We start from the raw sequence: 23922 nt of genomic DNA on the forward strand, positions 1-23922 counted from the left end.
GAGAACCCCCATGAAACGCCTACTGCTCCCCTTACTTCTGATTTTCAACGCCCCGGCTTTTGCTCAAAGCCTGACACTCAGCGACATCTTCGATAAACCGCCTGTCGTCAATGCTTCGATTCCTACACCCGAGGAAGTCACCGGAGTGCGAGTGGGAGAGCGCCACTGGTATCACTACGAGATCGTGAATTACTTAAACGCCTTAGCAGAGGCGTCACCTCGCATGGTGGCGCTTGGCGAGCATGCGCGCAGCTACGGCGGCAGGCCTCTCGTCAGCTACGCCCTGTCCACACCGGAGAATCTCGCGCGCCTCGACGAGATCAAGCGCGCCCGATCCGCCATTATCGACCCCGAAGCTGACGTAGACCTGAACAGGCAGCCCGCTGTGCTGCATATGATGTACAGCATTCACGGAAACGAGCCAAGTGGTGCAAATGCAACGCCATTAGTCGCCTATTATTTAAACGCTGCCTTGGACGATGCGCTGCTTGCGCAACTCGAAGACGTCGTCATTATCTTCAACCCCATGCTGAATCCTGACGGGCTCGATCGATTTGCTTACTGGAGTAACGCACACCGTGGTGTGAACCCCAGCTTTGATTCAAATGACCGTGAGCACGTTCAGTCAGTACCCAATGGGAGAACCAATTATTATTGGTTTGACCTAAACCGCGACTGGCTGCCTCACCAGCACCCAGAGAGTCGTGGACGGCTGGCTTTATTTCACGAGTGGAAGCCTAATGTGCAGCTGGATTTTCATGAGCAGGGCAGTAACAGCAACTTCTTTTTCATGCCGGGAAAACCCGAGCGCACCAATCCACTAACGCCCAAAATCAACCAGTTACTGACGGCTAAGATTGGCGAGTACCATGCGGCAGCGTTCGATGCTGAGGGAGTTCGCTTTTTTACCGAAGAGGGTTACGACGACTTCTTCATGGGTAAAGGCTCAACCTACCCTGATCTGTTTGGCACCGTAGGCATTTTATTCGAACAACCCTCTTCGCGCGGTGCGGGTCAGAGCACACTTAACGGAGAACTGACCTTCCCATTTAGCATTTCCAATCAATTTAGGGCGTCACTTTCGTCGCTCAAAGCAACCGCTGAGCTCAAAGACGATTTACTGGACTATCAGCGCAATTTCTACGCCAAGCAAAAGCGCTCACGCGGGCATTACCTTGCGAGCACCGAGGGCGATAGCACGCGCTTACAAGAATTCGTACGAATTCTGAAGGGCCATCAGATTGAGGTCGAGACGCTGGCCAACGATGTCACCGCAGAAGGTCAAGTGTTCAAGGCAGGTCAGGCCATTGCCATACCACTCGATCAACCACAGGCGACCTATTTAGAGACGCTCTGGCGAGCGCAGTTGGAATTTGAGGAGAACGTCTTTTACGACGTCTCAACGTGGACACTCCCCTGGGCCTTCAACCTCTCGCATACCCGTGAACCCGTGAGAAACGCAAAGACGAAAGCGCTGGCCCCCTCTGAAGCGGGTCAGGCATTGGCTCTTGCTGAGTCTCCCATTGGCTACCTTATTGACTGGCGTGACGCAAACAGCCCCGCACTGCTTTACGACTTACTCGAAGCAGGCGCCAATGTAAGAGTTGCGAAAGCACCCTTTACGGCACTGACCACCAACGAGGGCGCCGTTAACTTCGGCTATGGTACGCTGTTTGTGGCGCCCGAACTCCAAGAGTCGATTCCAGAGGCGGCGCTGTCGCGGCTGTCCGAGGCAGTTTCAAAAGGCTTAGGTGTTTATCCGGCAGCTAGCAGTTACACGCCCGAGGGAATTGATCTGGGCAGTCGTGACTTTGATGTACTCTCGCTTCCAAACGTCGTCTTAGTTACGGGGCCGGGCACCTCCGCCTATGGCACTGGTGAAATCTGGCACCTTCTCGATACGCGCGTCGATATGCCGATAACGATGGTCGACAGCCATAACCTGAAGCGCGTTGAACTTGATCGATACACGCATGTCATCATGACCACACCACTCCGAGCGGCTGGCGCCACGGCACAACTGGATGCGTTCGTGAAAAACGGTGGCGTGTTGTGGCTACAAGGTGCATCAACGGTGGCTTGGGCAGCAGGCGAGGGTTTGACCGAGGCAACCTGGCGCGAGACGCCTGCACAACGGCAAGCTGCTGAATTGAAACGTGCGAGGAACAACAAGGCGAGCCCCGAAGCTCAAGGTGCCCTGCTCCCAGAGCGCAAGCCTTTCTCAACTGCCTCGGACGAGTACGCCTTTACACTGGTGCGTGGTGCGATCTTGCAGGGCAACCTCGATACCTCACATCCCTTGGGCTACGGCTATACCTCCAGCGAGCTCGCGGTCTTTAGAACCACAAACCGGTTCATGAATCCGTCGTCAAATGCCTATTCTTCACCCATTGTATACACCGATTCGCCCTTGCTGTCGGGTTATATGTCGGAGGAAAATCGGACGCTAGTTGCCAATTCGGCGGGGCTGGTGGTGGATGAGCGAGGGCAAGGTGCCGTCGTTCTCAGTCTGGACAGCCCTACCTTCCGCGCTTTCTGGTGGGGAACTCAGCGATTGCTGGTAAACGGTATCTTCTTCGGCGACCTTCTCGAGGAACCTCGCTAATACAGGGCTCTGAAAGAGAAAAAGACGCCCGCTAAACGGCGCAAGGCACCGCTCACCGCAAAAGTGGGTCATCTGTGGAAAAGTAACCTAGGGTTTACCGGTCTTCTCGGATACCCTGCGGCCGCATAAACGCTGGCAAATATAGCCACGATACTTTTCATGAGGGGGTTCGCCGTGGGCGAGAAAATCAAGGTCGAAAAGCCACTTGTTGTGCTGCACGGCGACGAAATGGCACAAGTCGCATTTACCGAAATATTGGCGCGTTTCGTCTCGCTGCCACTCGATATTGAGCTTGTGGAAATAGATCTCTCTGCACCCAATCGTTTCACGAGTAACGGGAAGGTAATTCACGACGCAATTTCGGCATTGAAAGAGCACGGGGTCGGCATTAAAAATGCGGGCATGACCGTCAACCGTGCGCAGCTTGATGACCTCCTGGCCAAGCACCCTGACATCAAAGAAGCCGAGCTCGACCCACTTGCGACGAAGTCGCCGAATGGCGCCATCCGTAAAGGTATCAGTGGCAACATCACCCGCGAGGATATCGAGTTCAAGAACCTCAAGAGCGTCCGACCCGATTGGATCGGTCGTGACATTGAAGTAGACACCATGGAAACAGGTGGCTTGGACTTCAGTTATAGCGAACTCTCAAACGCCACAGGCGTGGCGAAGGTTGTATTTGTCGGCTCAAGCGGCGACCCGGTTGAACTTCATCGACGCTCGCTAAACAAAGGCGACCCCTGGATGTTGGCTACCAATGATCTTGAGGATGTCAAAGCCTGGGCGCATCGCTTCTTCCAGCGTGCAATTGATGAGCAGCGAGATATTTATCTTGGCCTTAAAGATACGGTCGTTTCTGGCTACGACGGTGTTATGCGCACGGCTATCGAAGAAATTTACGAGCAAGACTACAAAGCAAAGGTTGCGAAGGCAGGTCTTAGCTACCACTACGAACTCATCGATGCACAGGCTGCTCGTATTGTTTCAAACCCACCTGCGCGGGCGCTATGGGGTATACCCGATAACGTGAGCGGCATGAAGCTCTTCAAACTCGTTCAGCAGCTCAAGCGTTATGGTCTCCCCGAGCGCAAAGCGCATGTATCGATATCGAGAATGAGCGCAGGCGGCGGTGACCAGTACGGCAGTTACAACTTGCCAGCACCCGAAAAAGGTGTGATCAAGGTGATCGTCGACGGTGAAGAGAAACACGCCCGCTACGTGGACGAGGGCGACCCCATCCTCTTTATGTCGAACGACCGCGAAGCAATCAAAGACTGGGTTAGCCAAGTCTTTAAAGATGCGGCGGCGAATAAGAAAGAAGTCTATTTCGGTCTGAAGCGAGAGTTCGTCAACTACGACGAAGTTTACAGTTCGATCATTTTAGAGATTCGAAAAGAGCTGGCAGCGCTCGACACCCCCCCACCTTCTTTCATGATCATGCGACCCTCGCGTCAGCTCAGTAAGATGATCTGCGATCCGCCTCGCTGGGGGCTCTACCCTGCCCAAAATCTTGACGGCGATATCTTCTCGGATATATCCGCCGCCCTCGGTGGGAGTCTTGCGACCGCAAGCTCAGCAATTATCAGTAAAGACGGTACTAAGCTGTTCGAAGCACCACACGGAACGGCGCACGATCTCTACATGCGATACCTCGAAACCGAGGGTAAAGAGGCAAACTTCAACTCATCAGCGCTCATTTTTGCCGTCGCCAGTGCGTTAGAGGAACTCGCGTTGAGAGAAGCCAACCAAGCCCTCAACGATTACGCAGAGCGACTCAAAGGGGCTCTCATCGAGACTGTGGCACAAGGCATCATTACGGGTGATTTAAAAGGTAAAACTACTCACCCTGAAAAGGAGCGCATTGTCGACATGAACGGTTTCCTCGATGCGATCGCTAAGAACCTAAAAACCGACTGAGCGCTAGCGGACTGAATTAAAGGTTTGATTAACAGCGGCATAAGACGGGGCGGACCAAACCAAGATGCTCGCTAAAGCACAGAAACGTTAGGGCTCTGTGCTCCGGTTAGCTGTTGGCTTGACCCTCATTGCCTCACCCTAACTGGCTTGACTCTTACTGGCTTGACCCTTCATAGCGCGCAGTAACAGATACAACAGCAGGCCGATCGGTCCGGCCATCAAGGTTAAAAACAGGCACGGAATGACCAGGAAGTGATTGATCTGATGGGACTGACTGTCTCTTAGAATCCATGCGCCGATAAAAAGATCGAATACCAAATAGTGAATCCATCCTGCGAGCAAGAGTGCATCGACGCTAAACAGGGCTTTTACTTCCTCGAGTGTGCCAAAGCCACCCTCTGCAGGTGCCTCTCCTTGGAAGCTAATCATCAAATAGGCATACACCAGACCTAACATGACTGGCGCCACAAGCGAGGGATACAAGCGCCGAGCAAGGTCTGTGGTCGGAGCCACAACTAGCCCCAGCCAACCCAGCATGGCCAAAGCACCGCATAGACTAAAAATTGTTTCGAGTGACATGGGCCTATCCTTATTTTTCACAAACACTTTCAGTGTCACCATAGTAGCTACTGTCGCCAGTTCGAGCGAGACTAGGCGGCTACAAGCCCCCAACGAGAAGGTGCCTCATGAGTATTTCTGAACAGCAACATTCCATCGAAACAGGTTTTGGAAGTAAATCCGAGGCGAGCGAGGTCATGTCGGGCATCGACCTATCAGGAAAAGTGGCCCTGGTGACCGGTGGCTATTCTGGAATTGGTTTTGAAACAGTCAGAGCACTAACAGGTGCCGGCGCAAAAGTTATTGTTCCCTCGCGCGATGTCGATCGCGCTGTGACAACCTTAGACGGTGTCATTGGGGCTGAGCAAATCGGGTTTATGGACCTGAGCGACTTGCCAAGCGTTACGCGTTTTGGCGAGGCTATCGCGGCGAACCATCCAAAAATCGATATTGCCATTTTTAACGCAGGTGTCATGGCCTGCCCGCTGTATCGAACGCAGCAAGGACTTGAGTGGCAGCTAGGTGTCAACCATGTAGGTCATTATGTCCTCTTACAAACCTTGCTACCCGCCCTTCGCGCAGCCCGCGGTGCTCGCTTAGTTACCTTGTCGTCGATCGCACACCGCATGAGTGCGGTCCGCTTCGATGACATGAACTATACCGACCGGGAGTACGACAAATGGCAGGCCTACGGACAAGCTAAATCGGCACAGTCGCTCATGGCCGTTGAGTTGGATCGCCGTGAAGCAGGTAACGGCATCCGCGGCTTTTCTGTGCACCCCGGTGGCATTTTCACCCCGTTGCAACGCCACTTAGGGAATGCAGAGATGGCAGAGTTTGGCTGGACTGATACGGACGGTCGCCCCTCTCCCGTAGCTGAAAAACTGTTCAAAACGACAACGCAGGGCTGCGCAACCTCCCTATGGGCAGCCACCCACAGCTTGCTTGATAATATCGGCGGTGTTTACTGCGAAGACTGCAACGTATCCGACGTGGTTCCCGATGAGAGCAACGCTTTCACTGGCGTGCGGCAATGGGCTATCGATTCAGAAACGGCCCAACGCACTTGGACAGAAACCGAGGCTCTGATAAGTCGTCTGTGACAAAGGTGGTTCATGAAACACTAGGATTTAGGCGTTAAAAAGTATGTCCGCATCACGCCTTTTAGCGCGCACTTTTTCTAAGCTCATTTACGTCGGCGCGTCTTTCAACCGGCGCAGATCGATTCTCTGGGGATTTTGACAAGACAATGAAGATTCAATTCATCTCAACCGGCGGTACGATCGACAAGATCTACTTCGATGCGCTGAGCCAATTTGAAGTGGGCGATTCAATCGCCACAGCGATTTTGACCGATGCCCTAGTGGACTTTGACTACGATGTTGTTGCCCTGATGAAAAAAGACAGCATCGAAATGACGAAAACGGATCGCGAGAGCATTCGAGCGCATATCGAGAACGACCCAAATACGCACTTCGTTATTACCCATGGCACGGACACCATGCCTGAGACCGCGAAAGCCCTCGAGGGCATCACGGACAAGACGGTTGTCCTAACCGGCGCATTGACGCCAGCCCGTTTTCGAACCACTGACGCAGTGTTCAATTTGGGCATGGCCGTAGCCGCCGTGCAAATAGCTAAACCGGGTGTTTACATTGCTATGAGCGGTCAGATTTTTGAGGCCAGTCGCGTACGAAAAAATCGTGAAGCAAATCGTTTCGAAGCGACTTAGTCGCCCGTATCGGCATTTAACCCTGTCGCCTTCGCGATCGGCGTCCACCACCTGCGCTACCTCGATCTGACAGATCGGGCCACGGCTTACCCAGCGCTTGCGTCATAGCAAGCGGGTCAAACACGCGAGAGGGGGTTGAATTGAGTGCCTCAACCATCGCGGCTAAATGCTCCGGCGTCGTTCCGCAGCACCCACCGATAACCGTGGCCCCCGCGTCTCGCGCATGCAACGCATACTGTGCCATGAGTTCAGGACTGCCATGAAAGTGAATCTCACCATCGACATACTGAGGGATACCGCAGTTCCCTTTAGCGATAATCGGTAAACCACTGTTGGCATTTAACAGCTCTGTCGTCGAATCCATGAGCTCGGCGGGACCGATTCCGCAGTTTGAGCCAATCAGATCGAGTCCAACTTCCTGAGCAAAGCTTGCATATTCAGTGGGAGTGACGCCCATCATCGAGCGACGCGCCGTATCGAAGGTCAGCGTCGCTGCAACGGGTAAACCCGTTTTCTTTGCGGCCTCAACGGCGGCTGCAACCTCCTCCGTTGACGACATGGTCTCGATCCAAAGCGCATCGGCACCCCCTTCGGCGAGCGCCTCTGCCTGCTCGGTAAAAAAGGCGACCGTCGACTCGTGGGTAAGCTCGCCCATGGGTGCGAAAAGCTCGCCGGTAGGCCCCATTGATCCGGCAACAACGGCTATATGCCCACTGATATCTGCAAATTCTGAAACCGCCTGTCGGGCCAGTTGTGCCGCGGCTTTGTTTATTTCGTGAACACGGTGCTCGCTCTTGTGGAGCTTTAAACGCGGCGCGTTAGACCCAAAACTATTGGTGAGAATAAGGTCTGCGCCGGCCTTCAAAAATTCGCCGTGCAACCAGAGAACTTCCTCAGGCCGCTCGAGACACCAAAGTTCGGGGGGATATCCTGCTTCAAGTCCTCGACCAAAAAAATTGGAGCCCGTAGCGCCATCAGTGACACACCATCCCTTTCGCGCAATGACATCCAAAATTGGATTAGACATCCGACAGTTCCCTTATCCAAAACCCATAGTTTACATGCCTTTTAATCGCCGTGGACGTAGGCACAACGAGGTGGGACCCGAGGCACGAAGCGTGTTGGGGTCTTATACACTTTATGCACAGCGCGAGCTCCGGCTTGCGCCCGGACCATTTGCACTTTTTGCGTGCTGAGGGCGCTTAGATATCGCCATAAGGTCTCAATTGAGACGGGGCCTTATCCGTTAAAACGCTCAAAAAAAAGGGGATTGTTATTCAGCCCCCTTCTCGATAAGCCGCAGTGTCTCGCGCTGCGATTACTCGTTATCCATCGCTCGATCAATATTCATCACCAGCAACTTGGCATGCGCTTGGGAGACCCGATCTCCGCGGCGCTTGTTCGCTAACTGCTCTCGTAGCTCTGACAAGGTCAAAACCGCCAGTGCTTGTGCGGTGCTGTGATACTTCGATGCACCTTCCTCACTCGCCATCATGGCAAGGCGATCAACATACTCGACCTGTAAGTTACGACGGAAGCTGTTAACGCTGCCGCGTGCATCCGCTGCAAATACCGCATCGGTGAGGTCTTCGAATACCTCTACCAATGGGTATTCATTTCCATAAAGCTCAGTATCTGTGATTCGCTTGAGGACAGTGGAGTTCAGTAAGTGATCGAACACGCGCTTTTGCGAAGACAATACTGCGCGATGGATTTTAGGGTCTTCCGTACTACCACCGTGCTCAAAGCCGCGACGCTCAGGTGCCGCCTGGCGCCATAGCGCGCCATCGATCTCAAAGGCCTCCGGGCTAAACAGCTGATCACTAAGTGCTGCCATCGCCGCTTTTTGACGCTCCCGCTCAACAGGCCTGAAGGGCTCCGTCGCACCTTCTTGTCCAACTACGGCCCGGTCGACGTACACACCGCCAATCCATCGCGAAATCACGCCCGCATTTGTACCCCAAAGACGAACCAGCAAGGCCACACCATCGACCACATCCTCGTAGGAGTCACCCTCATCGGGTGTCCACTTTGCTGTCTTGTTCAACGTGTCGTGCATAAGCTTCATTTGAGTCGACGCGTAAGCAATCGAGTCAGAGCTGTTGTCATAAATATTGACGCGCGGGTCCATACCTCTGCCCGGGCTGCGCATGTCATCGGCGTCGTTACCAAATGACAAAGCATGTTCGGTTGACCGCGCTGCAATTGCCTCGAGTCGCTCAACTTCTCTGTCAGCGTTCGATAAACCGGGCGAGTAGGCGTATTCGATGTACCAATCGTCATAAGGTCCCGGCGCAATGGTGTAGAACAGTGTTTGATCATCGCGGTCAGGGGCATAATTCACTGCGGGATAGTCCATCACTGAGCCCGAAATAACACCCGACTCAAGTACCTCTGGGTCCGCGAGTTGCGCGGGACTGAGCAGTTGAGTGGCCTTCATATTGTGGTTCATACCCAGTGTGTGGCCCAACTCATGAAGAATCAGGTAGTACAGGCGATCGCGCTTGAGCTGTTCCTCGATGTCCGCATCACCACCGTCCATTTGAAGGGCGATATCAGCCATGAGCCCGCCCTCGGCGATTGCATGTCCAACAGAACAAAGGCGCGCGTCGTGACCACCCAGCATCATGGGCTCCACAGCCTCACCTTGGATCAACTCGCGCGTTAGCTTTGAGCGATTAAGGAAGGAGTACTCGAGCATGATGTCGGCACCGAGTAGCTGACCGGTTCGCGGATTAGAAAAGCTCGGTCCATACCCACCAAACGGGGGTCGTGGCGATGAAGTCCAACGCAATACGTTGTAGCGAATATCACCCGCGTCCCAGTCAGCGTCGTCGGGCTGTACTTTAACGACCATAGCGTTGCTGAACCCTGCGTGCTCAAACGCCTTATTCCACTCGAGCGCCGCTCCCATAATCAGGTCACGCCATTCGATAGGGGTCGTGTTTTCAATCCACCACGTTATCGGCTCAACGGGGTCTGATATCTCAGCCGAGGGATCCTTCTTCACCAAATGCCAGCGCTCCAGTAAATCGCGGTAGGGTGCTGAATCAGTGGAGGTAAGATCTGTTACCTGTACGTTAAACGATCCGAGTCTCGCATCAGCGAAGCGAGGCTGGTAATCGTTCTCTGGCACTTCTATCCACGTATGGCGGACGGTGATAGATACGTTGCGTGCATCGGTTACCGCATCGCTCCCGCCACGCTTAGGCTTGGGATTGTTAAACACATACTCGACTTCAACCGCTGTATTTTCGGGGTAGTTACGCAAGTCAAGAATTTGGCTCTTTTCCGGATCCAAGCCGCCAAGCGTAAAGCGATCACCCGGATCATCACCGCCGTAGTAAGTGACATTGGCAAATGCCTCAGACAAGAAAAGCGCGTCTGAGTCGATTAAGACCTCGCCGGTTTCCTCGTTCTCGGCAGCAATCGCGGTGACTGCCAACACGGCTCGCGAAATATTAGCCTGTGATGCCCTCGAGATAGCGTTATCAGGGTCAAAATAGTAGGCCGTGTTCTGCCGAACGAACTGTAATTTGTCGAATCGTCGCTCGATGGTGAAGATGTATTGATCGCCGTAGGAGCCCGTGAAAGCACCGGCATCGGTGACACCATTCATGGTGTGCTTGAAGTAAATGAACTCACTATTGAGCTGGTCGCCTTGAAGCAGCATTTTAGTGGCGCCGGTTTTGGGGTCGCGAAAAAGCGTAAATAGCCCGTCGATTCGGTCCATCTCCTCGGTGAGCTCGGCGATGGTTTTGGGCTTTTCCTCTTCCTCTTCTTCACCCGCTTCGGATTCCGCCTCATCATCAGAGGCCTTCTCCGACACTTCTTCGGCCTTCACATCAGGTGTTTCACCGCCCTCGGGCGTGTCGTGCGCCAGCGCGTTAACTGACAGTGTTAACGACAGCGGTAAGACGAGCAGCAAGAGCTTCCACAGGTCAGTACGGTTCATTGTTATTCCTTGGTCATGCATGAGTGCAATCGATCTTTTTGAGTGCAGGAAAGATACTCTCAGCCACCGGTAGAAATCAAAAAAAACAGGTCTAAAAACGAATAAATCCATCGATTAAAACGCCACAAGAGCAGTACACTTTCATCAAACCACTCGGACATTTAGCGATGCGCGCGCTCTACCCTCCTCTACAACCCTCTCACAGCGGCTGGCTCGATGTGGGAGACGGTCATCAGGTGTATTTTGAGGAGTCGGGCAACCCGAACGGCAAGCCCTGCATTTTTGTTCACGGTGGTCCTGGTGGGGGCTCATCTCCAGCGGCACGACAATTCTTTAACCCTGAACGCTATCGCATCATTCTCTTTGATCAACGCGGTTGCGGTCGGTCTCTGCCGCATGCGTCGCTGGACGCAAATACCACCTGGCATTTAATAGCCGACATGGAACAGCTCCGCGAGCACCTCGGCATCGATCGTTGGCTCGTTTTCGGTGGCTCCTGGGGCAGTACGCTGAGCATTGCCTACGCGCAAACACACCCTGAGCGCGTTACCGAACTCGTTTTGAGAGGTATTTTCCTGCTACGCCCCGAGGAAATCAGATGGTTCTACCAGGAAGGTGCCAGCGCCATGTACCCGGACACCTGGCAGAACTACCTGGCCCCGATTCCCGAAGAAGAGCGTTCGGATCTTGTCAGTGCCTTTCACAAGCGCTTAACCAGTGATGATGAAGCCGTGCGTTTGGCTGCCGCGCGTGCATGGTCGGTATGGGAAGCATCGACGAGTTTCCTGCACCAAAACAGTGACTTCATGGAACAGTTAGATGAGCCAGAGGCAGCACTTGCGATGGCGCGTATCGAGTGCCATTACTTTGTGAATGGCGGCTTTTTTGAAACACCTAATCAACTCCTCGAAAATATCGATTCGATTCGCCATATACCCACCGAGATCGTTCAGGGTCGTTACGATGTTGTCTGCCCGCCGACCACCGCTTGGGCGCTGCACGAGGCTTGGCCCGAGGCGACGTTTACCCTGGTTCAAAATGCGGGGCACTCGGCTTTTGATCCTGCGAATGCCCGTGCGCTGATTGCAGCCACAGATCGATTTGCCGATCGTTAACGCTGAGCCTTTTATGGATACAAAATACTGTCTCAGCTCACAGGCTTGATCGAGCGCACCGCGACGAAACTTTTAATGAGTCGGTCAATAGGCTCGCTGCCACCCCAATCGTCCTCGTAAAGGCCTGCAATTAAAAACCCGGCATCGAGCTGTCCGCCAAGCTGATCGTCGAGCGAGTGCACGAACTCAATCGGCGCGTGGTCACCGAACCATTGCGCGCGATCCGCCTCACTCACTTTGAGATCGGAATGTGGCATCGAAAACTTCAGCTGAAAAATACCTTGCTTATCAAGCGCTGGGTCAAAAAGTCCATGAAAGGGCTGAACAAACCCACTTACGATTGAGCCGCCCGGGCGAAGTACGCGGTAGGCTTCCTGCCAAATAGGTCGGATTGCCTCGGCAAAACAGTTCGAACAGGGGTGGAAAATAAAATCAAACGCCTCATCGTCGAAGCATGCTAGATCCGCCATATCGCCCTCTATGGTCTCTAATGACAGCCCTTCACGGCGGGCGACAAATTGATCTTGCTCAAGCTGTTTGGCTGAGGCGTCAAAAACGGTCACCTCTGCACCTGCCGCCGCCAAGATTGGACCTTGTTGCCCGCCACCAGAGGAAAGGCAGAGTAGGCGACAGCCCCGCAGGTCAGGAAACCAGGTATGAGGGACCGGCAGCGAGGGCGTGAGCAGAACCTGCCAGTCTCCCTCACGCGCCCGCTTAATGTCGTCAGAACTCACGGGAACAGTCCATCGATTTCCCGACTCAACCAGCTCATCCCAAGCGCGTCGATTAAACTCGAAAATAGTCACCACAAGCTTTGCACTCTTTAACGCGCCCTACCGGTAGCGCAAATTATCTCTGCTGAGCTCGCTGAGGTGTTTGACGCCCATTAAGCGCATATCGCGCTCGATCTCTGCACGCAGGTTACCCAATGCGCGCTCGACGCCGGGCTGCCCTGCAGCGGCTAAGGCGTATAAATAAAGTCGACCACCCGATACCGCCTTGGCGCCTACCGACAGCGCTTTCAACACGTGAGTACCGCGTTGAATACCCCCCTCACAAATAACATCAATTTTGTCGCCCACGGCATCACAAATTTCAGCCAGTTGATCGAAGGGGGCGCGCGACCCATCGAGCTGACGCCCACCATGATTTGAGACCATAATCCCGGTACAACCAATATCGACCGCACGCTTGGCATCCTCCACTGACATGATGCCCTTGAGTGCGAACTGACCGTTCCACTGCGCGCAGAGTTTTTCCGCGTCCTTCCAGGACATCGTTGGATCGAGCATGCTTGAAAAATACTCACCAACAGAAACAGCCACATTCGTCCCTTGATCGACATGCCCGGAAAGATGCGGCATATCAAATTTTTCTTTGGTAAAGAAATTCCATGCCCAGGCGGGATGCGTTGCAAAACTCCAGGCGGACTGAAGATTTAGTTTCGGTGGGGAGGTGAAACCGGTCCGTAAATCTCGTTCGCGGTTACCACCGGTAATCGTATCTACCGTGAGGGCCATCACATTGAAGTTAGCGGCTCGCGCCCGTTCAAGTAGCGCGTCATTAAGCCCACGGTCTTTGTGAAAATAAAATTGAAACATCTTCGGCCCAGGCGCAAGCGCAGCAATCTCCTCGACCGCAACCGTTGCCAAGGAAGATACGCCGAACATCGTTCCAAACTCAGTCGCGGCCCTACCCACCGCGCGCTCACCGTCATGATGGAACAAACGCTGAAGCGCTGTGGGCGCACAGTAGAGGGGCATATCGAGCTTCTGTCCCATAACGGTGACAGACATATCGACCGCGTCGACCCCATTTAAAACATTGGGGACTAAATCGACGGTCTCGTAAGCCTCAGTGTTGCGTCGGTAAGTGACTTCATCATCAGCGGCACCATCAATGTAGTGGAAAATCGGACCGGGTAGCCGTTTTTTGGCCAGGCGCCTAAAGTCGGCAAAATTATGACAGTCCGTTAATCGCATGACGCTTTCCTATTTACTGTGCTGATCCGTTTACAGCGCGGCACTATTTTCAATGCAGCCGTTGCACGGCATGATAAAACACTTACAGCGCATCGTACCGTAAAGCTCAAAAGCCGCAGTTTGTGAGTAGGCTACGTATCCCATCGATGATAGGAAAGAGATCACCATGCTAATGATTAGAAACCTGCTACTCGCCTTTGTTACGGCCGTCCTTACCCAGAATGCATGGGCGGGCTTGCTTATGAAACCAACGGCGGACCCAGACCTCGTATACGATGGGAACATTCTTGAGGGAACTTACTCAGACACCGTCTCAGACCCTGCGACGTTCCTCGGATTTGAAGCGGGTCAACGCGTTGCCAATCCGGCACAAATCACTGCAGCAATCATGGCATGGCAGGGTCAGTCAGATCGGCTCAAAGTTATCGAATACGCCCAAACTCACGAGGGTCGGCCGCTTTTCGCAGTCTTTATCTCATCGCCCACAAACCTAGCCCGACTCGACGATATTGAAGCGCAAATTAATAAATTGGCGGACGCCAGAACCCTCGATAATACAGAGGCTAACGCCATCATAGAGTCGCTACCTGCCGTCGCTTGGATGGCATATTCGATTCATGGCAACGAGACGTCGGGCGCTGACGCTGCGCTAGCAAGTATTTACCATCTGATTGCGAGTACCGATGACGATACCGCATCGATGCTCGACAACATGATCGTCGTCATCGACCCCATGATGAACCCAGACGGGCGAGCACGTTTTGCGAAATCACTCGAGCAATACCGCGGTACCGCGCCCAATGTGGATGATCAGTCCCTTCTTCACACCGGAGACTGGCCTTTTGGACGAACCAATCACTACCTTTTTGACCTCAACCGAGATTTTTTCTTGCTGACCCAGCCTGAAACACAGGGGCGCGTTGCCCTGATTAATTCATGGCGCCCGCAGCTCATTATCGATGGACACGAAATGGGTTCGCAGAGCACCTTTTTGATGGGGCCACCGCGAGAGCCTCTCAACGCTAATATCGACAACGACCTGCAGAAATGGGCTCGCGTGTTCTCTGAAGAGCAAGGCGCGGCGTTTGATGACCGTGCTTGGCGCTATTTCACCGGTGAGTGGTTCGAGAACTGGTATCCCGGGTACTCCAACTACGCTGAGTATCGCGGCAGCATGCATATCTTGTATGAGCAATCTCGTATGGCAGAGGACGGCGTCCGCCGCCCGGAGGGCACGGTGCAGACCTACATGGAGTCAGTGCATCACCAATTCGTGAGTACCATGGCTAATCTCGCCTCGCTCCAGACCCACTCACAGGCCATGTACAGAGACTACTGGGATGGCCGAAAGTACAACGTTTCCGCAAAGAGTGAGTTTGCCAATCGAAGCTACGTCTTTTTAGCCAATGAAAACCACGGACGAATGAATGCCTTGGTCGATCGATTAGAGGCTCAGGGCATCGAGCTTTTTACCAACAAGTCGCCGATCAAGGTCGACTCAGCGATAACCCAGCTAGGAGAGACGAAAAAGCAATTTGAAATCCCAGCCGGCAGTCTCATTGTTCCCAACCGCCAACCGGATGCTCCGCTTGTTGCGGCGATTTTGGAGTTTGATGCCGACGTTAAAAAGTCTGTTCTCATTGAAGAGCGCCAACGTACGCTTCGCGATGGCTCCTCGTTGATGTATGACACTACCGCTTGGAACTTCAGCATGATGTTTGGACTTCCATCCGTTACGGTGCCGACACACCTATCCAAGGGCCTCTCTCCCTGGCAGTCCCACACACCGATGCAGTCGGTCGACGAAGCAGCCATCGCCTGGGCGGTAAGTGGCGAGGATGATCGTTCCGTGGCATTTGCCGCAAGACTCATGGAACAAGGCGTAAAGGTTCGTGTGATCGACAAAGCAACAGCGCTGTCAGATCAAGCTCTCCCTCGGGGTACTGTCTTCGTCACCGCCATGGATAACCCGAAAAGTGAGAACTTAGTCGAACTCATAAGCGCTGAGGCGAAAATGCTGAATATCGACCTCGTCTCAGTGGGCTCAGGCTATGGTGCCGGTGACTTACCTGACTGGGGAGGCGCGCATTTCCGTCTTCTCACGCAACCACAAATCGCCATTCTCAGTCAGCAGGGCTTCAGCAGTTATGACGTCGGCTCGAGCTGGTGGGCCATCGACACTCACCTCGGCATTCGTCACAGCCAGATTGATACAGCGTACTTGTCGCGCGCAGATCTGAGGCGCTACAACACTATCGTGATGCCCAACGGCTATCGCCCAATGAATAGTGCCGAAACGAGTGCGCTCAAAGACTGGGTTAAACAAGGCGGTACGCTGATTGCGCATGACAACAGTGCAGCTCAGATAGCGCGAGATAACGGTATCGGACAAGTGCGCTCTATCGGTGATGTGCTCGACAGCGCGCAGGACTACGACATCGCATTACAACGCGAGCGTCTCTCAACAAGTGATCAACTCGACATGGCGGCCGTCAGTGCGCACAACGTCAGTACCGTAGTCGATTACCCTTGGGAGCAAGGTGCAAAGGCCTTATCAGCCGACGAACTAAAGCGGCGTGAAGCTTGGCAGAAGCGCTTTATGCCCTCAGGGGCCATGGTCGCAGGTCAAGTCGACATCCTGCACTGGATGAGCTTTGGATCACCCGAGATGTTGCCGCTACTTTACGAAAATCAACCCGCATTGATGACCAAAGGCAGTCAACAAGCGGTCGTTCGTGTCGGCGTTATGACCAAAGACCCCAGTGCTCGCGAGGCGCAAGCCATTAATTGGTCAACCGTCCCGGAGGGTCACGCGCTCACAGTCAGGATGAGTGGATTGATTTGGCCTGAAGCTGCGTCGCGAATCGCGAACTCGGCATACGTCACCCGAGAGCGCGTAGGTAAAGGCCAAGTTATTTTGTTCTCAGGCCAGCCCAATTTCCGAGGCTCGACTCGTGGCGTCGGTCGAATCTGGCTAAATGCCTTGGTCTACGGTGCAGGCCTTGGCACCTCTGCCAAAGTAGCGCTCTAGTCGATGCCCCCGTCAAAGAGAATTCGGCGTTGCAATTCAAGCGCGCTTGAATGACCCTGCGGGGTACTAAAAAATGAGTGTCATCACTCAGAAAAATACAAGATCACACTGTTAAGCACACTATAAGGAGAAGCGGTATGCCGCGAGTAAATTTAGAAGGAAGCTCTTCCATCGTAACCGGGGGCGCCTCGGGAATTGGAGAGGCTTGCGCGCGACAATTGGCAGAGCTCGGCTCAAAAGTTGTTGTTGCCGACCTTAACGAAGAGCGCGGCACAAAAGTCGCTGACGAAATCGGTGGTAAGTTTGTTAAGTGCGATGTCTCCAGCATCGAAGACGCCGACGCAGCCATTGCCGCTGCAGCGGAGATGGGTCCATTGCGTGCCTGTGTGAATTCAGCGGGCCTCGGCGCAGCCGGTCGCACAGTGAGTCGCGACGGTGAGCCCTTCCCACTTGATAAGTTCAGCTTTGTCATCAAGGTAAACCTAATCGGGACCTTTAACATGCTGAGCCGTGCGGCGGCTGAAATGTCAAAGAACGAGCCACTCGATGATGACGGTGGGCGCGGTGCGATTGTAAACCTCGCTTCAGCAGCCGCTTTTGATGGCCAAATCGGGCAATGTGCTTATTCGGCCTCTAAAGCGGGTGTTGTTGGTATGGCACTCCCCATCGCACGCGACCTTGCTGCGGTTGGCGTTCGTGTGAATACGGTAGCACCGGGCCTGATCGATACACCCATTTATGGCGAGGGCCCAGAATCGGAGGCGTTTAAAGCACACCTTGGTAAATCCGTTCTTTTTCCCAAGCGTCTGGGCTCCGCTGAAGAGTTAGCCTTTGCTGTCATGGACTGCATCACTAACCCTTACATGAACGCGGAAGTGATTCGATTGGATGGCGGCATCCGTATGCCACCCAAATAAGTCGGTATATCACCGGGATTCATCCCGCGTGAATCGCTGTTATTTGAAAAGCCCTTGGCCATAAACGCTGAGGGCTTTTTTTTCATTGAGTGCCCATAAATCCGGTCATCTACTGGGTTTCTGCGGGTATTGGTAAAAATAACCAGAAAAACACCCGAATTTTCTCCGTCAGGAAACGGCCATTTGCGGTCTAAGCCCGTACTATTTAACGCAATAAGTCACAGAATCACCGGTCCGCTCATTTAGCTGTGGTGATTCGTGTTTCACTTAACAACATAAAGATATTATGCGTTAACGCTGCCACCCAGAGCGGCGCGGCGCGCAGACAACCCTCGTTGTCGCACCAGTTATCACTCATATATCGGAGTTCGGGATGGATAAGCCCACGTTTAAAGAGGAATCGCTCAACTATCACATTGAGGGAAAACCGGGGAAGCTAGAGGTAAGAGCAACCACACCTCTTGAGACACAAGCCGACCTTTCAATGGCCTATTCGCCGGGTGTTGCGCACGCCTGTGAGTACATAGTCGAAGACCCATTAAACGCATCAAAGGTTACCGCCCGCGGCAACTTAGTAGCGGTTATCAGTAACGGTACCGCCGTATTGGGACTCGGTGCGATCGGCGCACTTGCATCCAAGCCAGTGATGGAAGGCAAGGCGGTGTTGATGAAGAAATTCTCAGACATCGACACCTTCGATTTAGAAATCGACGAAACCGATCCCGAGAAGCTCGTTAATATTATCGCCTCGTTGGAACCCACGTTCGGCGGCATCGTACTCGAAGACATCAAGGCCCCTGAGTGTTTCTACGTCGAGCGGCAACTTCGCGAGCGGATGAACATCCCTGTGTTTCACGACGACCAACATGGGACCGCCGTAGTATCGACCGCGGCCGTGATCTCCTGGCTCAAGCTCACCAACAAAAAGATGGAAGAGGTCAAACTCGTTATCTCAGGTGCGGGCTCAGCGAGCATGTCTTGCGCGGACCTCATCGTGAGCCTTGGTCTGAAGCGCGAAAACGTCTTCATGTGTGACAGTAAGGGCCTCATTTATGAGGGCCGTCAGGAGGGCATGAATGAATTTAAAGCGCGTTACGCGCGACAGACTGATAAGCGAACCTTGGCCGAGGCCATGGAAGGCGCGGACATTTTCTTCGGCTTATCGACGGGTGACTGTGTAACCCAAGAGATGGTTAAGCAGATGGCACCCAATCCGCTCATTCTCGCGATGGCTAATCCCAACCCAGAGATACACCCTGACCTCACGCGCGAGGCGCGGCCCGATGCCATCATCGGTACCGGAAGATCGGATTTCCCAAATCAGGTAAACAACGTCCTTTGCTTCCCGTTCCTATTTCGCGGCGCCCTCGATTGCGGCGCGACCACCATTAACGACGAAATGAAGATTGCCTGCGCCTACGGACTCGTCGACCTTGCACAGCAAGAGGCCTCAGAAGAAGTCGCACTCGCCTACGACGGGCAGTCGCTGAAATTTGGCCCTGATTACATTATTCCAAAACCCTTCGACCCGCGACTCTTCGAACGTGTTCCCGTTGCCGTCGTCGAGGCGGCCATGCGAACAGGTGTGGCCAGTCGACCTATCGAGGATATGGATGCCTACCGCCGAACGCTGAGCAAGCACGTGAACCGATCGGGCATGTTTATGCAGCCCGTTATCAATGCAGCCGCCAACAGTGGACTGAAACTCGTCTACTCCGATGCGGAGAACGAAACAGTCATTCGCGCCGTTCAAACGGTGGTCGATGAAGCCATTGCTCGCCCTATCCTCGTCGGACGACCCTCTGCGCTGAATGAGATTATCGAGGATCTCGGTTTGCGCATTCGTTTGGGAGAAGACGTTGATGTCATCAACCCACGAAGTTATGACAAATATGAAGAGTACTCACGGGACTACCACCAGATAGCGGGACGCAGTGGCGTTTCGGTGGAGCGCAGTAGCGTTCTCCTTCGCACCGACAGCACGGTTATTGCGGCCATGGCGCTTCGTAATGGTGACGCAGATGGCATGATCTGCGGTAAGGTTGGTCGCTTTACTGATCACTTTCAAACACTGCGCTCAGTGATTGGGACCCAAGGGACAGACGTGAGAGCGTCGACTCTAACAACGCTGTTATTCGATGATGGTCCCCTGTTTTTAACCGACTGTTTTATCGACTTAGACCCAACAGTTGATCAAATTGTGTCTAAGACACTGCTCGGCATTGAGCAGGTCCGCCAGTTTGGTATCACACCGAAAGTGGCACTCCTCTCCCACTCGAACTTTGGATCGTCGAACGCACCTTCAGCTCGCAAAATGCGCCTGGCGAGTGAGATCTTGCGTGAGCGGTTCCCCGACGTTGAGATCGACGGAGAGATGCACTCGCTGACGGCACTCGATTCGGCATACCGCCAGACAATCTTTGACGACAGCCAGCTTCAGGGCAAGGCCAATTTGCTCGTCTTCCCCGGACTCGACGCCGCCAACATTGCGCTCGGCCTTTTACGCCAAAAAGCGAATGGTCTGCTCATTGGTCCCTACATGTCAGGACTCAAGCGACCCGCGCATATCATGGTGAACTCGGCCACGCCTCGTGCCATTTTCAATGTCAGTGCACTGGCGGCGGCAGAGATTATAGCCAAGCAAAACTAAGAGGAGATTGTGAGCGGCTTCATGCCGCCTGTCGCAGGCGGCAAAGCAGTGTGAATCCTGTTATGCGGGCTTCAGGGTCGATTCATACTCGTCGACGATAAAGCTCTGGGTTCGGTCGCGATCAAATAGCCGCTCCTCATCTGCCGACAACTCCGCCTGAGCCGCGTCCGTTGTCATGTCGCCCATTGCCGCCTCCATTGCTCGGTAGTTTTCGAACCAGACCTCCATCATGACGTCGAATTCGGGATCTTCCGCCCCATCTCCGGCCAATATTGGATATCGACGAACGTACTTTGTAGCGTGAGAAGCCAAGTACTTTTCACCCAACTTAGAGTGATGCGTTTCGTAGTAATCGCGAAATGCGTCCGTCGTCAATTCGGGTTTTTTAAACAGCAGTGTCACAACTTTAATCATGCTCTTTGCTCCCGGGGCAGCCTAAACCGTTTCCATTCTGAGGCGACCAACACCTAAAACTGTACGAAAATATCGACGGTTGAGCGCCGCAGAAATCACTTCATGGACTGCGCTATGAGGTGATCGGCACCCTCGATTGTCCCGAACTGCTCTGCGCGCTGACTGAACATATTTTCTGGACTAACCGACTCGCGGCGCGCTGACTCGTCATCGGGATCCGAGTAAAAGCCCAGCACGTAGCCGCCCTTTGCGTAGCCGATAAGCGCACGCAACTCCGGACTCAATTTTGCGGCGTGGTGGGGTGGGCAGGAAAGGTACTGATTCTCTTCCTGTCGCAACCAACTCAAGGCGTAATGCATAAAGACACCGGTGCGCACCTGGTCCGTTGTGTCATTAGCGCCCCCGCCGTGAAGCACGGTACCCGTGTAACAGAGCACTGAACCGGGGGCCATCTCTGCATAGGCAATTTCATGGGGCTCGGGTGATCGACCCTTATCCCAGTGCTGTGACCCGGGTACCACTTGGGTGGCTCCATTGGCCTTGGTAAATGGCGTGATGGCCCAAATAGTACTGAATAAAGGCTCTACTTTTCGTGGCAGATAACCACCCCAAATTCCGCGATCTCGATGCAAAATCTGAGCACTTTCACCCGGTGCGATGGCCACCGCGGATGTAAAATGCAACTGAATATCGTCACAAAATGGCTGTAGATATTGACGCGCAGAGGCCAGCATTAGAGGGTCAAGGGCAACCGCCTGGCATGCCTCAGATCGTGCAATCAAGGCACCAATCCGCTGCGTTTTATAGCCAGTGAACTCATCTCGCCCAAAGACTTCTTTGGATAAAAAAGGCGCCAAGTCAGTATTGAGTTGATCGACCTGTGCTCGCGCCATGAGGCCGTCGATAATGACAGCGCCATCGCGCTCAATAATCTCAACGATTGCATCCGTTGTGGCGCCTGCCGCTAGGTGTTCGATCGTTGCCATGCTGCCCTCTCTTATTTGATGGTTCTTTCTAGGGATCGCTAGGACCATAGTAAATGACTACCCTCACGTGTCTATAGTGTCTGAGGTAGCGCCCTATTGATTGGCTCCCCCGCACTAGGCAGACTCTTTACGTCATTAAAGGAGCGCAGACTATGACCACACCTAACGCCGTTCACCATGTGGCGATTTCGACGACTGATATGAAATCCCAAATCGCGTTTTTCTCAGATGTGCTCGGTATGTCATTACAGGGCTTATTTTGGATGCACGGTGTCCCCAACGCATGGCATGCCTTTTTAGCCATGGGTGAGGCGTCTTTTTCGTTTGTATTCATTCCAGGCAATGAAGAGAAGGAGACCGTCATAGGTCAAACGCATGCGGGAACGGGCGCTGGCTCCTCTGCACCTGGCACGATGCAGCACATCGCTTTCAACGTTGACACCCTGGACGACCTGATGAACATGCGCGACCGCATTCGCTCACGGGGTGTTCCTGTTTTTGGTCCCTTGGATCATGGACTGTGCCACTCGATTTATTTCGCCGGTCCCGAAAACCTGACCTTAGAAGTGGCCACCAGTGACCAAGTCACCCATCCACTAGATTCCACCGGAACTTGGATCGATCAGGATGTCGTCAACCTGGCTGGAATTTCGCCCGAGGAGCTGGAATCCTATCTGCGCCCGGCCCAGTTTGAGGGACAAGATGGCGCGGTAACGCAGCCTGAATTCGATGCTGACAAGCCACACTTACACTACCCCAAGGACGCCTATCCGACCATGCTCGAAATGCCAGACTCACAGTTTAAAACCCGTCCGCAGGACCGTGAGCCGCCAAGTCCCAAGGCGTCGAAATAAAATCCGCTAGACCGGGAAGTTATATTCCCGCAGCCACGCCATCACACGCTGGGTTGCCTCTTTAGCGAGTTCAGGCTGCCCCATGTAGTAATGATTCGCGCCCTTAATATCAACTCTCGCTTTAGATTCATGCGACACCGCGTCGAATAATGCCTTGGTATGACTGGGCGTGCAGGCGTCATCCGCCGTATTCCCAACCACCAAAACCGGTACGGACACCTGCGCCAGACTCGAAGGCCCACAGGCGTTGGCATCATCGAGGCTCCATTGCGACAACCAGCTTCGAAGGGTACAAAAACGCGCCAAACCAACCGGTCCGTTATTAACAACCCTAGGATCCCCAAGGTAGCACGTGCCCGGTACACGATCGTTCGGATCGACAAGCGGGTCTAACCACCGAGGGTCTGCCATCGTACCGTGCGTCACGAAAGCGAACTCCTCGTTTACCCGACCCGCCTGCTCGAGTGAATCCAATTTGTATTTTACCCATGCTGTTATTTTTTTATTTCTGGCGATTTGTGCCGCGCGATATCGCGTGAGGAACTCATCGCTAAAGGGTGGCGAGCACGCAACGCCGTAAAGGTCGAGCGCGGGATCACGCAGGTCAGGGTTGGTCTCATCCAGTACGGATGGATCAATCCACTCAGTAAGTGTGCCATGTCGAGAAACATGCGCAGCCATCATAATCACCGCATCAGCCGGTAACAATTTCTCTCTCGTGAGATCCGGCCCACCACCGCAAGGGCTTGACGTCACGGTCGGATTTTCAGCCTGCGCTTGATAAAAGGCCGACAGTGAGCCACCACCACTCCAGCCCAACAGCACAATGTTTTTATAACCGAGGGTCTCTCGAGCGTGACGCATGCATGAGCCCAAATCGACGGTCACCTTTTCCATATTCAGCGCGTAGTCTGCGCCGCGGTATCGACTGTCACAGGCGAGTACATGTAATCCGGCCCGTGCAAACTGACTCATAATGGGTAGCCAGCCCGTGCCTCCAATGGGGTGCATAGTGACTAAACACGTGTCGGAGGGTGCCGTTGTATGAATAAGCGTGCAGAACACCGTAACGATATCCTCGGCACCACCGTAAGTCTCTTTAAAGGCTGATTTCTCAACCGTGACAATCGGAAATGGCGTTCTTATTAATTTTTCTGCCATGCGGTTTGCCTCTTTTCCCTCACCATAGCATCCGAGGTGAAAGAC

General features: G+C 53.7%; 17 protein-coding genes. 9 read left to right on the plus strand and 8 right to left on the minus strand.

The annotated features are described in order from the left end of the window. Positions 1 to 10: 10 nt before the first annotated feature. Together E0F26_RS01585 and E0F26_RS01590 are read left to right on the plus strand one after the other, a co-directional pair. Complete coding sequence (locus E0F26_RS01585; RefSeq protein WP_279242295.1) at positions 11 to 2605, plus strand: M14 family zinc carboxypeptidase; 2595 nt, start codon at positions 11 to 13, stop codon at positions 2603 to 2605. 174 nt (positions 2606 to 2779) lie between these two features. Then, on the plus strand, positions 2780 to 4522 hold the full coding sequence (locus E0F26_RS01590) for an isocitrate/isopropylmalate family dehydrogenase (RefSeq protein WP_279242296.1): 1743 nt from the start codon (positions 2780 to 2782) through the stop codon (positions 4520 to 4522). A 138-nt stretch (positions 4523 to 4660) separates the two neighbouring features. On the opposite strand, the gene E0F26_RS01595 is transcribed toward E0F26_RS01590, so the two are convergent. Further along, positions 4661 to 5101 (minus strand): ABA4-like family protein, encoded by a 441-nt coding sequence (locus E0F26_RS01595; RefSeq protein WP_279242297.1) that lies wholly within the window; start codon positions 5099 to 5101, stop codon positions 4661 to 4663. A gap of 107 nt (positions 5102 to 5208) precedes the next feature. Between E0F26_RS01595 and E0F26_RS01600 the strand changes: the two genes are divergently transcribed. Both E0F26_RS01600 and E0F26_RS01605 read left to right on the plus strand, forming a co-directional pair. Beyond that, the gene (locus E0F26_RS01600; protein ID WP_279242298.1) at positions 5209 to 6183 is read left to right on the plus strand and encodes an oxidoreductase; all 975 of its coding nucleotides are present in this window, start codon (positions 5209 to 5211) and stop codon (positions 6181 to 6183) included. 146 nt (positions 6184 to 6329) lie between these two features. Further along, positions 6330 to 6812 carry an asparaginase domain-containing protein gene (locus E0F26_RS01605; protein WP_279242299.1) on the plus strand — a complete coding sequence of 161 codons (483 nt, stop codon included), beginning with the start codon at positions 6330 to 6332 and terminating at the stop codon, positions 6810 to 6812. Positions 6813 to 6828: 16 nt separating this feature from the next. On the opposite strand, the gene bmt is transcribed toward E0F26_RS01605, so the two are convergent. Together bmt and E0F26_RS01615 are read right to left on the minus strand one after the other, a co-directional pair. Beyond that, complete coding sequence (bmt, locus tag E0F26_RS01610; RefSeq protein ID WP_279242300.1) at positions 6829 to 7839, minus strand: betaine--homocysteine S-methyltransferase; 1011 nt, start codon at positions 7837 to 7839, stop codon at positions 6829 to 6831. A gap of 291 nt (positions 7840 to 8130) precedes the next feature. Then, positions 8131 to 10767, minus strand: coding sequence for a zinc-dependent metalloprotease (locus tag E0F26_RS01615; RefSeq protein WP_279242301.1), 2637 nt, complete (start codon positions 10765 to 10767; stop codon positions 8131 to 8133). 167 nt (positions 10768 to 10934) lie between these two features. Here E0F26_RS01615 and pip point away from each other — a divergent pair, with 167 nt between their 5' ends. Then, the gene (pip, locus tag E0F26_RS01620) at positions 10935 to 11882 is read left to right on the plus strand and encodes a prolyl aminopeptidase (protein ID WP_279242302.1); all 948 of its coding nucleotides are present in this window, start codon (positions 10935 to 10937) and stop codon (positions 11880 to 11882) included. Between the two features lie 32 nt (positions 11883 to 11914). Here the strand turns inward: pip and E0F26_RS01625 are convergent, their stop codons facing one another. Together E0F26_RS01625 and E0F26_RS01630 are read right to left on the minus strand one after the other, a co-directional pair. After that, a complete protein-coding gene (locus tag E0F26_RS01625) occupies positions 11915 to 12688 on the minus strand; it encodes a class I SAM-dependent methyltransferase (protein WP_279242303.1) in 774 nt (257 codons plus the stop codon). A 27-nt stretch (positions 12689 to 12715) separates the two neighbouring features. Then, complete coding sequence (locus E0F26_RS01630; protein ID WP_279242304.1) at positions 12716 to 13864, minus strand: alpha-hydroxy acid oxidase; 1149 nt, start codon at positions 13862 to 13864, stop codon at positions 12716 to 12718. A 166-nt stretch (positions 13865 to 14030) separates the two neighbouring features. On the opposite strand from E0F26_RS01630, the gene E0F26_RS01635 reads away from it, so the two are divergent. The 3 genes from E0F26_RS01635 (at position 14031) to E0F26_RS01645 (ending at position 20462) form a co-directional block, all read left to right on the plus strand. Beyond that, a complete protein-coding gene (locus E0F26_RS01635) occupies positions 14031 to 16895 on the plus strand; it encodes a M14 family metallopeptidase (protein WP_279242305.1) in 2865 nt (954 codons plus the stop codon). Positions 16896 to 17032: 137 nt separating this feature from the next. Beyond that, positions 17033 to 17812: an SDR family NAD(P)-dependent oxidoreductase gene (locus E0F26_RS01640; protein WP_279242306.1), complete on the plus strand. Its 780-nt coding sequence runs from the start codon at positions 17033 to 17035 to the stop codon at positions 17810 to 17812. 373 nt (positions 17813 to 18185) lie between these two features. Further along, positions 18186 to 20462: an NADP-dependent malic enzyme gene (locus tag E0F26_RS01645; RefSeq protein ID WP_279242307.1), complete on the plus strand. Its 2277-nt coding sequence runs from the start codon at positions 18186 to 18188 to the stop codon at positions 20460 to 20462. A gap of 60 nt (positions 20463 to 20522) precedes the next feature. Here the strand turns inward: E0F26_RS01645 and E0F26_RS01650 are convergent, their stop codons facing one another. Both E0F26_RS01650 and E0F26_RS01655 read right to left on the minus strand, forming a co-directional pair. After that, positions 20523 to 20876, minus strand: a complete 354-nt coding sequence (locus E0F26_RS01650; RefSeq protein ID WP_279242308.1) for an EthD domain-containing protein — start codon at positions 20874 to 20876, stop codon at positions 20523 to 20525. Positions 20877 to 20971: 95 nt separating this feature from the next. Continuing rightward, on the minus strand, positions 20972 to 21862 hold the full coding sequence (locus E0F26_RS01655) for a phytanoyl-CoA dioxygenase family protein (RefSeq protein ID WP_279242309.1): 891 nt from the start codon (positions 21860 to 21862) through the stop codon (positions 20972 to 20974). A gap of 152 nt (positions 21863 to 22014) precedes the next feature. Here E0F26_RS01655 and E0F26_RS01660 point away from each other — a divergent pair, with 152 nt between their 5' ends. Next, positions 22015 to 22716, plus strand: a complete 702-nt coding sequence (locus E0F26_RS01660; protein ID WP_279242310.1) for a VOC family protein — start codon at positions 22015 to 22017, stop codon at positions 22714 to 22716. A gap of 6 nt (positions 22717 to 22722) precedes the next feature. On the opposite strand, the gene E0F26_RS01665 is transcribed toward E0F26_RS01660, so the two are convergent. Continuing rightward, positions 22723 to 23877, minus strand: a complete 1155-nt coding sequence (locus E0F26_RS01665; protein ID WP_279242311.1) for an alpha/beta hydrolase — start codon at positions 23875 to 23877, stop codon at positions 22723 to 22725. Positions 23878 to 23922 lie beyond the last annotated feature (45 nt).

Source organism: Candidatus Paraluminiphilus aquimaris (genome assembly GCF_026230195.1).
Classification (GTDB): Bacteria; Pseudomonadota; Gammaproteobacteria; order Pseudomonadales; family Halieaceae; genus Luminiphilus; species Luminiphilus aquimaris.